Below are 12,053 nucleotides of genomic sequence, written 5' to 3'. Positions count from 1 at the left end.
CGCGAGGTGGGCGTCGACCTGATGCAGGGCTACCTTTTCGCCGCGCCGCTGTTCGAGGCGCTGGCCGATCCGGTCTGGCCGCAGGCGCGCACAGGCGGCACCGGATGGGAGGCGCCCCGGGGGAGCAGCGTCGGCGCGAAGCGGCCGCAGGCATCCTGACGCACCCAAGCGCCCTTACCCGTAGGCGTGCAGCAAGGCCTTGAGGTCGTCGAGCGAGTTCGCCTCGTGCACCGCCTTGTCGTGGCGCCACCGGCTCATCCGGGGAAATCGCAGCGCAATCCCGGACTTGTGCCGCGGGCTGGGCTGAATGCCTTCGAAGGCGATCTCGAACACGTGCTCGGGGCGGACCTGCCGCACCGGGCCGAACCGCTGCAGCGTGTTCTTTCGCACCCAGGCTGTGATGCGGTTGAATTCGGCATCCGTCAAACCGGAATAGGCCTTGGTGAAGGGGACAAGCTCGTTGCCCTGCCAGACGGCGAAAGTGAAGTCGGTGAACAGGTTCGCCCGCCGCCCCGAGCCCTGCTGCGCGTAGATCATCACCGCGTCGACCACCAGCGGGTCGAGCTTCCATTTCCACCAGTCGCCTTTCTTGCGGCCCGACAGGTAGGGGCTATCCAGCCGCTTGAGCATCACGCCCTCGGCCCGGAAGTCGCGCGCCCCGGCGCGGGTTTGCGCCAGCGCCTCCCACGTCTCGAACGCGATGGCATCGGATGCGCGCAGGGGCGCCTCGGGCGGCAGATCGTCCAGCAGCGTGGTTAGCGCCGCGCGCCGGTCGCGCAAGGGCGCATCGCGCAGGTCGCGGCCCGCGTGTTCCAGCAGGTCGTAGGCCAGCAGGATCACGGGCGCGTCGCGCAGCAGCGTTTTGGGCACGGTCTTGCGCCCGATGCGCTGCTGCAGCGCGTTGAACGGCAGCGGGTGGCCGGCGGCGGCGTCCCAGGCGACGATCTCGCCGTCGATGACGGTGCCGGACGGCAGGAAATCCTTCGCCCGCGAGAGCTCCGGGAAGCGGTCGGTCATCAGCTCCTCGCCGCGCGACCAGACATGGTGGTCTCCGCCGCGCAGAAGCAGCTGGCCGCGGATGCCGTCCCACTTCCACTCCGCCAGCCAATCATCTGGCGTGCCTAGGCCTTCCGGCGGATCGTCCAGCTGGTAGGCAAGGTAAAACGGGTAGGGCCGGCTTTCGTCGGCGGCCGCGTCGCGGGCCTCGATCAGGGCGTGGTAGCTGGTCGTCTCGGGCGTCCAGCCGCCCATCAGCTTGTGGGCCAGCACGGCTTCGTCCTGGCCGGTGGCCTGAGCCAGCGCGCGGGTCATCAGCTTGCGCGACACGCCGATGCGAAAGCCGCCGGTGATCAGCTTGTTGAACAGGAACCGCTCGGTCGCGTCCAACCGGTCCCAGGCGTCGAGGATGCGCGCGCGCCGCTCGTCGATGTCGACGCCGTGCAGGGCGCGCAGCGTCGTGATCCAGTGCGTCAGCGGCAGGTCCTCGTGCCTTGCAGCGGGCGGCAGGACCAAGGCGATCGTCTCGGCCAGATCGCCGACGATCGGATAGCATTCCTCGACCAGCCACAGCGGCAGGCCCGCGCGCTCGGAGGCCCATTCGCGCAGCTGCGTGGTATTGACCGCGCGCTTCGGCCGCCGCCCCGAGAACAGCGCGATGGTCCACAGCTTGTCGTCGTCGCGCGCGGTGCGGAAGAAGTCGGCGAGTGCGGCCACCTTGACGCTGGTGCGGGTGGTCTGGTCGATCGCGGTGAAGAGTGCTGCGAAGTCCTTCACGAGGCGGCCTCGGGTTCGATCAGCGCGTCGCTTTCGTCTTCGGCGCCGCCGAACTCGGTCGGGACGACCTGCGCCTGCCAGCCGGACGCGTTCAGCCAGCGCGCGAAGATGTCCGTGTAACCATGCGTCGGGAATATCCTTTCGGCGCCGGTCGCCTTGATCGCGTCGTGCAGGCCGGGCCAGTCGGCGTGGTCCGACAGCACGAAGCCGCGATCGCCCGCGCGCCGGCGCCGCACGCCGCGCAGGGCCATCCAGCCCGACGCGAAGGCAGAGGACGCGCCGCCGAAGCGCCGCATCCACGGGCTGCCCAGGGCCGAGGGCGGTGCCACGACCAGCGCGCCGGGATAATCCTTGGCCTTCAGGTCGGGCGTGACGTAATGCGTCTCGGGCAGGGCATAGCCCTGGTCGCGCAGCACGGCGTTCGTGGCCTCGACCGCGCCATGGGTCAGGATCGGCGCGATGCCTGAGTCGACGAGGCTCAGCACCCGCTGCGCCTTGCCCAGCGAGTAGGCGCCGAGGACGGACACCCGCCCGGCTGCCGCGTTTGTGGCCCACCAGGCGTTGATCTCGTCCGCGACGGCCTGCTGCGGCGCCCATTCGAAGACCGGCAGGCCGAAGGTGCATTCGGTGATGAAGGCGTGGCAGCGCACCGGCTCGAACGGTTCGCACAGCCCGTCGGGCGTGGTCTTGTAATCGCCCGAGACGACCCAGACCTCGCCGCCCACCTCGACGCGCACCTGGGCCGATCCGGGCAGGTGGCCGGCGGGATGGAAGCTGACGCTCGCGTCGCCGATGCGGCGCGTCTCGCCGTAGGCGATGCCCTCGGCCGTGATGTCGCCCAAGCGGTGGCGCATCACCGGCAGCGCCGCGCGCGTGGCGAGGTAGCGCCTGTGCCCGGGCCGGGCGTGGTCGGCATGGCCGTGAGTGATCAGCGCGCGGTCGACCGGCCGCCAAGGATCGATGAAGAAATCGCCGGCGGGGCAATAGATGCCGCGGTCTGTGAAGGTGAGGACGGGTTGCGCCATGCAAGGCATGTAGGCGCGCGGGATCGCGGGAAAAGGCCCGGTGCGCCTGGGCTTGCTACCCGCGCTCGGCGTCGGCGAAGTGCGCGAGGCACGCGGCGAGGATGCGGGCGCGCGTGGGTTGATCCTCCATCAGCACCTCGTGCCCCGCGCCGGGCACGATCTCGAGGTGCCCGCCGGGCCAGCGCGCCATGCGGTCGTGGATGCGGGGCGTGTCGACGATGCGCTCGTTGCCGCCGATCCAGGTCAGGCAGGGCATGTCGGGCGAGGGGCGGCGCGCCAGCGCGCGGCATTCGCGCAGCGCCTCGTGCAGCCAGTGGATCGACGGGCCGGCCAGGCCGAAATCCGGCACGGCGTCGATCTGCGCGCGCATGAAATCCCACATCTCGCGGTCGGTCGTCAGCGTGTTCTCGTCGAATGCCGCGCCGGCGACGTAGCTGGCCGCGCCGGTGCCGGGGGCCAGCCGGTGGCTAAGCCCGAAGCGGCGCGAGCACCACGCCAGCGCCCATGCCGCGGGGCGCATCATGGCCGAGATGCGGATGCCCCACATCGGCCCCGAGAAGACGCAGGAGACAAGGTCGAGCCCGTCCATCGCGGACCGCAGACCGATGCAACCGCCCATGGAGTGCGCGAGCATGTGCAGCGGCTCGGGCAGGCCGAGCGTGCGGACCGCGTCGCGCAGGGCGGCGACGTCGTGCTGGTAATCGGTGAAGCGGTCGACGTGGCCGATCAGCCGGTCGTCCAGCAGCCGGTCCGACAGGCCCTGGCCGCGCCAGTCGATCGCGACCACGTGGCGGCCTTCGTCGCACAGTGCCTGCGCGACCCGGCCGTATTTCTCGACGTACTCGGTGCGGCCGGGAAACAGCAGCACCGTGCCCGCGGGGCCGTGCGCAGCGTCCGCCCGGGCGGGCCGGAACAGCGCCGTGCGCAGCCGCACGCCGTCCCGCGCCTCGAGCCAGAGAGACTCGGCCGCGCCGTCGAAACCGGCGAGGGACGCGTGGAACGGCGCCGCGGGCGCCGGCATCAGCTGAGGACCTGGGCCAGTCGCATGGCGGCGCCCATGTCGCCGTCGATTGTCAGCTTGCCCGACATGAAGGCGGCGGTCGGGTTCAGCTCGCCCTCGAAGATCTGCTGGAAGGTGTCCGCGTCGGCGGTCAACGTGACATCGGGCTCGGCCTCGCCGCGGTGGGCACCGCTTTCGTCGACGATGAAGCTGCCCTCGTCGCCCACGACGAAGCGCGCCGTGCCGTCGAAACCGTCGCCGCCCATCTTTTCGTTCAGCGCGGCCACGGCCGCGTCGATCGTATCGCTCATAAGTGAAGTCCTTTCGGCTTGGGCGTGCTGGTAATCCGGCGCCCTGTCGCTACACTTGCTGTATGAGGATGACCCGTAAAGATTTCAAATCTGCCGTCGCGGCATTTTTCGCGGCGCTGCTGGTTTCGCTGCCCGTTGCCGCACAGACCGACGGCACCGACGTCGAGTCGCTGCTGGAAAGCCTGGCGCAGGCCGACTCGGACACCGCCGCCGAGCGACTGGAGCGGCAGGTGATCACGGAATGGTCGAAGTCCGGAAGCCCCGCGATGGACCTGCTGCTGCGGCGCGGCAAGGACGCGTTGGAGCGGTCCGAATTCGACGTCGCCTCGGAACATTTCGGCGCCCTGACCGACCACGCGCCCGATTTCGCCGAAGGCTGGCTTGGCCTCGCGCAGGCCTATTACGGCGCCGAGCGCTTCGGCCCTGCGATGGACGCGCTGGAACGCGTGCTGGCGCTGGAGCCTCGCCATTTCGGCGCGCTGCGCGGCGTCGCGTCAATCCACGAACAGGTCGACCGGCCGGCCCTTGCGTACCGGGCGTATGAGCGGGTACTGGAACTGCGGCCGCACGATCCCGAGGTCCAGCAGGCGCTGGAGCGGCTCGAGCGGCAGGTCAGGGGCATCGCCCTGTAATCACAGGCGCACGCCAGTCGAGGAGGGCCGATGGCCCGGAACACGCGGATCGCGGCCGTCCTGGGCCCGACCAATACCGGCAAGACCCACTACGCGATCGAACGGATGCTGGGCTATCGGACAGGCATCATCGGCCTGCCGCTGCGGCTTTTGGCGCGCGAGGTCTATGACCGCATCGTCGCGGCGCGCGGGCCGTCCGTCGTGGCGCTGGTCACCGGCGAGGAACGCATCGTCCCCGAGCGTGCGCGCTACTGGGTCTGTACCGTCGAGGCGATGCCCGAGGGCATGGGCACCGATTTCGCCGCCGTGGACGAGATCCAGCTTTGCGCTGATCCCGAGCGCGGGCATGTCTTCACCGACCGGCTGCTGCGGATGCGCGGCACGCACGAGACGCTGTTCATGGGCGCCGACACGATGCGCGGGCCGATCGGCGCGCTGGTGCCGGGGGTCGAGTTCGTGCGCCGCGAGCGGATGAGCCAGCTGACCTATACCGGCTCGAAGAAGATCGGCCGTCTGGCGCCGCGCAGCGCCATCGTCGGCTTCTCGGTCGACAACCTCTATGCCATCGCCGAGTTGATCAAGCGCCAGAAGGGCGGTGCCGCGGTCGTCATGGGGGCGCTGTCGCCTCGCACCCGCAACGCCCAGGTCGAGATGTACCAGAACGGCGAGGTCGACTTCCTCGTCGCGACGGACGCGATCGGCATGGGGCTGAACCTCGACATCGACCACGTGGCGTTTTCGGGCCTGTCGAAGTTCGACGGGCGGCGGATGCGGCCGCTGATGCCCAACGAGCTGGCGCAGATCGCCGGCCGGGCCGGGCGCGGCATGAGCCACGGCACCTTCGGCACGACAGGCGACGCGGGCCAGATTCCCGAGGACTGGGCGCAGGCGATCTGCGACCACAGCTTTACCCCGCTGAAGAAGCTCAACTGGCGCAACCCGCACCTGTCCTTCGCGTCGATCGACGCGCTGGACCAGAGCCTGGAACAGGCGCCCGACCACGAACGGCTGGTCAAGGCGCGCGAGGCGGACGATCTGCGCGCGCTGCGGGCACTGGCCGCCGAGACGCAGGTGGCGGTGCGCGCCAAGGGCGTGGCGGCCGTCAGCCTGCTGTGGGACGTCTGCCGCATCCCGGACTTCCGCGGCATCTCTCCTGCGGAACACGCGGGGCTGCTTGGCGTTATATACCAGCACCTGCACGAAACCGGGCGGATCCCTGACGATTTCCTGGCGAGGCAGATCAACCGGATAGACAGGACGGACGGGGACATTGACACACTGTCGAAACGTCTCGCCTATATCCGCACCTGGACCTACGTCGCACAGCGGCGGGGCTGGGTACAGGACGAGGAGCACTGGCGGGGCCTGTCCCGGGCTGTGGAGGATCGATTGTCGGACGCGCTGCACGCGGGTCTGACTCAACGCTTTGTCGATCGCCGCACGAGTGTATTATTGCGGCGGTTGAAACAGAAGGAGGCCCTGTTGGCCGAAGTGAATGACAAGGGTGAGGTGACCGTCGAAGGCGAATTCGTCGGTCGGCTCGAAGGGTTCCGGTTCCGCCAGGACAAGGACGCGACCGCGCAGGAGGCCAAGACAATCCGCAGCGCGTCCATCCAGGCGCTGGTGCCGCATTTCCATCTGCGCGCGGACCGCTTCTACAACGCGCCCGATACCGAGCTCGACTTCACCGAGCAGGGCGGGTTGATGTGGGGCGACCAGGCTGTGGGCAAGCTTGCCCGCGGCGACGATCCGCTCAAGCCGCGCGTGGTGGCCTTTGTCGACGACGAGGCGGGGCCCGACGTGGGCGCCAAGGTCGAGCGCCGGCTGCAGCACTTCGTCGACCGCAAGATCGCCGCGCTGTTCGAGCCGCTGATCAAGATGCGCGACGACGAGGCGCTGGCCGGCCTGCCGCGCGGTCTCGCGTTCCGCATGGTCGAGGGCATGGGTGTCATCCCGCGGTCCGAGGTCGCCGACGACGTCAAGGCGCTGGACCAGGACGCCCGCGGCGCGCTGCGCAAGCACGGCGTGCGTTTCGGACAGTTCACGATCTTCATGCCGCTGCTGCTGAAGCCCGCGCCCACCCGTCTGCGGCTGGTGCTGTGGAGCCTGGCGCAGGACCTGCAGGAATTCCCGGAGGCGCCGCCTCCGGGCTTGGTGACCGTGCCCGCGCCCGAGGGCACCCCGGCGCTGCACCACACGCTGGCGGGCTACCGCAAGGCGGGCAACCGCGCGATCCGCATCGACATGCTGGAACGCCTGGCCGACATGCTGCGCAACGAGGACAGCCGCGGCGGCTTCGAGGCCAATCCCGACATGCTGTCGATCACCGGCCTCACGCTCGAGCAGTTCTCGGACCTGATGCAGGGGCTGGGCTACCGCGCCGAGAAGGGCGAGCGGGTCAAGGAAAAGCCGGTCGACGTGGCCATGGCGCGCGGCACCGATCCCGAAGTGGCGGCCGGCGCCGCGCCGGACGAGGCTGCACCGGACCAGGCCGCGGGCGATCCCGAGGACGACACGCCGGGCATCGACCTGCCCGCGGACGACACGCCCGTGATGGACAAGGCCGCGGACGAGGGCGAAGGCGCCGCACCCACGCTCGAGCCGAAGCCCGAGCCGGCAGACCTTCCCGAACCCGACGCGCCGCTGCCCGACGAGGGCGAGGCGCCGATCGCGTCGGAATCCGACACCGACATGCCCGAAACCCCGGTTCCCGCCGCCCCGGCCGAGGAACTGCTGCCCGGCACCGCGCCGGACGAGACCATCGCCGGCCCCGAAACCGAGGTGTTCTACACATTCACCTGGGCCGGCAACCGGGGCGGCCGCAAGGACCGCGCCGATGGCGGCGGCGGCAACCGCGCCCGCGGCAAGGGCGGTCAGAAGGGCCGTGGCGGACCCAAGGGCGGCCCGAAAGGCAAAGGCGGCCCGCGCGGCGGCAACGACCGCAGCCCGCAGAACTTCGAATCCCGCCCGCAGAAGAAGGACCGGATCGATCCGGACAATCCCTTCGCGGCGGCGCTCATGGGGTTGAAGGACAAGGATTGACGTGACGGGCGAGATCGCCGGCGGCGCGCCGGGCAAGCTGCGCATCGACAAGTGGCTGTGGCAGGCGCGGTTCTTCAAGACCCGCAGCCTGGCCGCGAAGACCGTCGGCGCCGGGCGCTGCCGCGTCAACGGCACGCCCGTCGCCAAGCCCGCCTTCTGCGTCGCGCCGGGCGACGTCCTGACCTTTCCGCAGGCGCGCGACGTGCGGGTGATCCGTGTGGAAGCCCTGGGCGACCGGCGCGGCCCGGCGCCCGAGGCCCGTGCGCTGTATACGGACATGGCCCCGCCCGAGACGAAGGACGACTCGATGATCGCGGTGCCGCGTTTCGATCGCGGCGGACGGCCGACCAAGCGCGACCGGCGAATGATGGAAAAGTCGTTCCCGGATGCGCTTGAATGATCCGGGGGGCTGGATTAGCTGTCTGACCCGAGTGTGGACCCCAGACGGATGATCGCCCCATGACCTATGTCGTCACCGACAATTGCATCGCCTGCAAGTACACCGACTGCGTCGAGGTCTGCCCGGTGGACTGCTTCTACGAGGGCGAGAACATGCTGGTGATCCACCCCGACGAATGCATCGATTGCGGCGTGTGCGAACCCGAATGCCCCGCCGACGCGATCCGGCCAGATACCGAGCCGGACATGGAGAAGTGGGTCGAGTTCAACCGCAAGTACTCCGAGGCATGGCCGGTGATCATCACCAAGAAGGACCCGCTGCCGGACGCCGAGGCGCGCGACGGCGAGACCGGCAAGCTCGAGACGCTGTTCAGCGAAGCCGCGGGCGAGGGCGGCTGACGCGATTCGCGGCAGGCCCTGCCGCGATCGGTGGGGACCACGCGCGAAAGGTTGCAAGGCCCTGATTTGTCAGGGCCGTTCGCGCTGTTGCGGTGCCGCTATCTTCGGCCCTCGGAATATGATATAAATGTGTCAATGAAGGCGTTAAGCGCAACAACTCAGGGTCCCCGAACTTGAGTTCCTGACGACCCGATCGACACGACCCCAAGCGGACACTCTTCGAGGTGCCCGCGCAATTTCGTGTCCGCCGGTGTCTGCGTGTCACGTCGCTGAGCAAGGAAGCGTCTCCCATGAGCAAAGCCAAGAAATCCGAATTCCGTCCGAACGATTACGTCGTCTACCCGGCCCACGGCGTGGGCCAGATCATGTCGATCGAGGAACAGGAGATCGCCGGCATCAGCCTCGAACTGTTCGTGATCTCGTTCGAGAAGGACAAGATGACCCTGCGGGTGCCGACCCACAAGGCCAGCGAGGTGGGCATGCGCTCGCTCTCGACCCCGGACGTGGTCGACCAGGCGATGAAGACGCTGAAGGGCAAGGCCAAGGTCAAGAAGGCCATGTGGTCGCGCCGCGCGCAGGAATACGAACAGAAGATCAACTCGGGCGATCTGATCGCCATCGCCGAGGTGGTGCGCGACCTGCACCGCGCCGACGACCAGCGCGAGCAGAGCTATTCCGAGCGTCAGCTTTACGAGGCAGCGCTGGAACGCCTGACCCGCGAAGTCGCGGCCGTGTCGGGCGGCGACGAATCCGCCGCCGCGCGCCAGGTCGACGAGGTTCTGGGCCTGCGCGCCGCCTGATCCGGGCCATCCCTTAGGAAATCAGACCGCGCCTCATGGGGCGCGGTCTTTCTTTGCAACGATCACGTCAGGCCGCGCCGTCCTTTTTCGAGCGGGACTCGAGCGCGGTATAAAGCGCCGTCTCCAGCTCTTTCTCGAGCTCCTTCGCGCGCTCGATATAGGCCGTGTTCTCGGCCGGCGGCACACCCGGATCCCACAGCGAGGCCAGCTCGCGCACCGTGCGGCGGTCGTGGTGGAAGAACGTGTCGCGCGCCACCGCGGCCTCGTAATCGCTCATCCCCATGTTCTCGAGCACGTAGCGGCCCGCCCGCAGCGAGCTGTCGAACATCTCGCGCACGATGTCGTTCGCGCCGGCCTGGTACAGGCGGTAGACATGCGTCCGGTCGCGCGCGCGGGCCACGATGTGCAGGTCGGGCCGCAGGCGCCGCGCATAGGCGACCAGCTTGAGCGTCGCCTTGGGGTCGTCCAGCGCCGCGACCAGCACGCGGGCGTTGCGGATGCCCGCCGCGTGCAGCAGTTCGGGCCGTGTCGGGTCGCCGAAGAACCCCTTGAAGCCGAAGCGGCGCATCAGCTGGATCGTTTCGATGTCGTGGTCCAGCACCACCGTCTTGAAGCCCGAACTCTGCACCATCCGGTTGACCACCTGGCCGAAGCGACCGATGCCCGCGATAATCACGGGCCCCTGTTCGTCGATCTCGTCCGGCTTCAGATCGTCCCGGCGGTCGGGGGTGATGCGCGCCAGGCGGTCGTACGCGATGAACAGCAGCGGCGTGATCAGCATGGTCATCGCGATCACCAGCAGCAGCCGCCCGCCCAACGCTTGCGTCATCACGTTCTGCTGCAACCCGAACGAGATCAGGACGAAGCCGAACTCGCCGGCCTGCGCCAGCCCCAGCGTGAACAGCCACTGGTCGCGGTGCCGCAGGCCGAAGGCCCAGCCGAGGCCGAAGAGTATGACGCCCTTGAGCGCGATCAGCCCCAGCGCCAGCGACAGGATCACGAAGGGTTCGGCCAGGAAGGCGCCGGTGTCGATGCCCGCGCCGACGGTGATGAAGAACAGCCCCAGCAGCAGGCCCTTGAACGGCTCGATGTCGGATTCGAGCTCGTGCCGGAACTCCGAGTTCGCCAGCACGACGCCCGCCAGGAACGTGCCGAGCGCGGGCGACAGGCCCACCAGCATCATCAGGAAGCCGATGCCGACGACGATCAGCAACGCGACGGCGGTGAACATCTCGGGCAGGCGGGCGGCGTGGATGAAGCGGAACAGCGGCCGCGCGCCGTAGACGCCGGCCACGATGATCAGAGCCACCGCGCCGAAGGTGACCAATGCCGCGCCCCAACCGGGCAGGCCCTCGACCAGGCTCATGGCATGCTCGGCGTCCTCGGGGTCGATGCGCTCGATCGAACCGTCGCCGCCCAGCAGGACCGGCGGCCCCAGCGCCAGCAGCGGCAGAACCACCAGCATCGGGATGACCGCGATGTCCTGCGTCAGCAGCGTCGAGAAGGTCGAGCGCCCGCCCTGCGTCTGCATCAGGCCCTTTTCGTTCAGCGTCTGCAGCACGATCGCGGTCGAGGACAGCGCCAGCACCATGCCCACCGCCAGCGCAGTCTGCCATGCCAGCCCGAAGGCGATGCCCGCAGCCATGACCGCCGCCATCGTCAGCGTGATCTGCAAGCCGCCCAGCCCGATCAGCCGGTGGCGCATGTTCCAAAGTGCCCGCGGCTCGAGCTCGAGCCCGATGATGAACAGCATCATCACGACGCCGAACTCGGCGAAATGCTGCAGGTCCGAGGTGTTGGCGATCAGACCCAGCCCCGGACCGATGGCCAACCCGGCGAGCAGGTAGCCCAGAACCGACCCGAGCCCCAGCCGCGCGGCGATCGGCACCGCGATGACCGCGGCGCCCAGGATGATCGTCGCCTGGAAGAGAAAGCTGTCCATCGGCTGCCCCGTCTCCTGCCTGCCCGGCGCATGATGCGGTCGGGCAGGGGCAGAAAGCAACCGGGGTCCGGCGCGGAAAGCGGTCGGTTCAGACCTTGGCGGACAACCGCGCGAAGACCGACATCGCGCGCAAGCCGCGGCGCAACCCGGACCAGCGCGGCTCGGTCCCCGGGGGCAGCATGCCGCGAAGCCGCGACAGCGGCAGGCTTTCGGAGAGCACCGCGCGGTAGAGCGGGAACAGCCCGGCGCGCAGGTAGGGCGACCAATGGCAGATCCGCCTCCGGCTGACCTCGATCCTGTAGCCGGCGCGGCCCAGCGCCGCCAGGCTGCGCGGGTCGTCGATCTGCAGATGCGCCAGGTTGGGCAGCCACAGTGTGCCCGCGCCCAGCATCCGCGCGCCGGCCACCGGCACCGGCAGGATGCGTTCGCCCAGGAAGTCGAAGAGGTCGTTCTCGCGGCTGGTGACGTTGAGCACCGAACAGCCCAAGCCGCCGGGGCTGCTGAGGGCGACCATCGCGGTCGCGTCGAACTCGGCCGCGGCCATCAGGACGGCGCTTCGTACCACGCCCGGCGGCGACAGCGCGATGGCGCGCAACGCGACGCGCGCGCCCATGGAATGCGCCACGATCCTGACGGGCCGGTCGGGCGTTAGCGCGTGCAGGAGCGCCAGCAGCGCCGCCAGCGCGTCGCCGGCCTGTGCCGCGCGGGCATGTGCCGCGCGCACCGTGCC

Annotated in this window: 10 protein-coding genes and 1 pseudogene; 5 read left to right on the top strand and 6 right to left on the bottom strand. The window is 69.3% G+C overall.

Annotation, left to right across the window (positions count from 1 at the left end; genetic code table 11):
• Nucleotides 1–174 precede the first annotated feature (174 nt).
• Genes ACFDTC_RS01960 through ACFDTC_RS01945 form a run of 4 tightly spaced genes read right to left on the bottom strand, consistent with a single transcriptional unit; the run spans nucleotide 175 to nucleotide 4,109 of the window.
• On the bottom strand, nucleotides 175–1,773 hold the full coding sequence (locus ACFDTC_RS01960; protein WP_375257179.1) for an ATP-dependent DNA ligase: 1,599 nt from the start codon (nucleotides 1,771–1,773) through the stop codon (nucleotides 175–177).
• On the bottom strand, nucleotides 1,770–2,798 hold the full coding sequence (locus tag ACFDTC_RS01955; RefSeq protein WP_375257178.1) for a ligase-associated DNA damage response exonuclease: 1,029 nt from the start codon (nucleotides 2,796–2,798) through the stop codon (nucleotides 1,770–1,772). Before ACFDTC_RS01955 ends, ACFDTC_RS01960 begins: the two co-directional genes overlap by 4 nt.
• A gap of 55 nt (nucleotides 2,799–2,853) precedes the next feature.
• The gene (locus tag ACFDTC_RS01950; RefSeq protein WP_375257177.1) at nucleotides 2,854–3,819 is read right to left on the bottom strand and encodes an alpha/beta fold hydrolase; all 966 of its coding nucleotides are present in this window, start codon (nucleotides 3,817–3,819) and stop codon (nucleotides 2,854–2,856) included.
• The gene (locus ACFDTC_RS01945) at nucleotides 3,819–4,109 is read right to left on the bottom strand and encodes an SCP2 sterol-binding domain-containing protein (RefSeq protein WP_375257176.1); all 291 of its coding nucleotides are present in this window, start codon (nucleotides 4,107–4,109) and stop codon (nucleotides 3,819–3,821) included. Before ACFDTC_RS01945 ends, ACFDTC_RS01950 begins: the two co-directional genes overlap by 1 nt.
• 68 nt (nucleotides 4,110–4,177) lie before the next feature.
• Here ACFDTC_RS01945 and ACFDTC_RS01940 point away from each other — a divergent pair, with 68 nt between their 5' ends.
• The 5 genes from ACFDTC_RS01940 to ACFDTC_RS01920 all read left to right on the top strand — a co-directional run bounded on the left by ACFDTC_RS01940 (nucleotide 4,178) and on the right by ACFDTC_RS01920 (nucleotide 9,381).
• Nucleotides 4,178–4,741: a tetratricopeptide repeat protein gene (locus ACFDTC_RS01940; RefSeq protein ID WP_375257175.1), complete on the top strand. Its 564-nt coding sequence runs from the start codon at nucleotides 4,178–4,180 to the stop codon at nucleotides 4,739–4,741.
• Nucleotides 4,742–4,771: 30 nt separating this feature from the next.
• A complete protein-coding gene (locus ACFDTC_RS01935) occupies nucleotides 4,772–7,783 on the top strand; it encodes a helicase-related protein (protein ID WP_375257174.1) in 3,012 nt (1,003 codons plus the stop codon).
• 1 nt (nucleotide 7,784) lies between these two features.
• On the top strand, nucleotides 7,785–8,183 hold the full coding sequence (locus ACFDTC_RS01930; protein ID WP_375257173.1) for an RNA-binding S4 domain-containing protein: 399 nt from the start codon (nucleotides 7,785–7,787) through the stop codon (nucleotides 8,181–8,183).
• Between the two features lie 59 nt (nucleotides 8,184–8,242).
• Complete coding sequence (gene fdxA / locus ACFDTC_RS01925) at nucleotides 8,243–8,581, top strand: ferredoxin FdxA (protein ID WP_375257172.1); 339 nt, start codon at nucleotides 8,243–8,245, stop codon at nucleotides 8,579–8,581.
• 290 nt (nucleotides 8,582–8,871) lie between these two features.
• A complete protein-coding gene (locus ACFDTC_RS01920) occupies nucleotides 8,872–9,381 on the top strand; it encodes a CarD family transcriptional regulator (protein ID WP_375257171.1) in 510 nt (169 codons plus the stop codon).
• Between the two features lie 67 nt (nucleotides 9,382–9,448).
• Here ACFDTC_RS01920 and ACFDTC_RS01915 read toward each other — a convergent pair whose 3' ends face one another.
• Both ACFDTC_RS01915 and ACFDTC_RS01910 read right to left on the bottom strand, forming a co-directional pair.
• Nucleotides 9,449–11,323 carry a monovalent cation:proton antiporter-2 (CPA2) family protein gene (locus ACFDTC_RS01915; RefSeq protein WP_375257170.1) on the bottom strand — a complete coding sequence of 625 codons (1,875 nt, stop codon included), beginning with the start codon at nucleotides 11,321–11,323 and terminating at the stop codon, nucleotides 9,449–9,451.
• Nucleotides 11,324–11,411: 88 nt separating this feature from the next.
• Nucleotides 11,412–12,053: pseudogene (locus tag ACFDTC_RS01910) on the bottom strand (hypothetical protein); the annotation flags it as partial.

It is taken from the genome of Citreimonas sp. (genome assembly GCF_042096055.1).
GTDB lineage: Bacteria > Pseudomonadota > Alphaproteobacteria > Rhodobacterales > Rhodobacteraceae > Citreimonas.
This window is presented reverse-complemented; position numbering and strand designations above follow the sequence as displayed.

Excerpts from the sequence above, each read along its gene's own strand:
- ACFDTC_RS01955 (WP_375257178.1), bottom strand. The coding sequence starts at position 2,798 with ATGGCGCAACCCGTCCTCACCTTCACAGACCGCGGCATCTATTGCCCC.
- ACFDTC_RS01950 (WP_375257177.1), bottom strand. The coding sequence starts at position 3,819 with ATGCCGGCGCCCGCGGCGCCGTTCCACGCGTCCCTCGCCGGTTTCGAC.
- ACFDTC_RS01945 (WP_375257176.1), bottom strand. The coding sequence starts at position 4,109 with ATGAGCGATACGATCGACGCGGCCGTGGCCGCGCTGAACGAAAAGATG.
- ACFDTC_RS01940 (WP_375257175.1), top strand. The coding sequence starts at position 4,178 with ATGACCCGTAAAGATTTCAAATCTGCCGTCGCGGCATTTTTCGCGGCG.
- ACFDTC_RS01935 (WP_375257174.1), top strand. The coding sequence starts at position 4,772 with ATGGCCCGGAACACGCGGATCGCGGCCGTCCTGGGCCCGACCAATACC.
- fdxA (WP_375257172.1), top strand. The coding sequence starts at position 8,243 with ATGACCTATGTCGTCACCGACAATTGCATCGCCTGCAAGTACACCGAC.
- ACFDTC_RS01920 (WP_375257171.1), top strand. The coding sequence starts at position 8,872 with ATGAGCAAAGCCAAGAAATCCGAATTCCGTCCGAACGATTACGTCGTC.
- ACFDTC_RS01915 (WP_375257170.1), bottom strand. The coding sequence starts at position 11,323 with ATGGACAGCTTTCTCTTCCAGGCGACGATCATCCTGGGCGCCGCGGTC.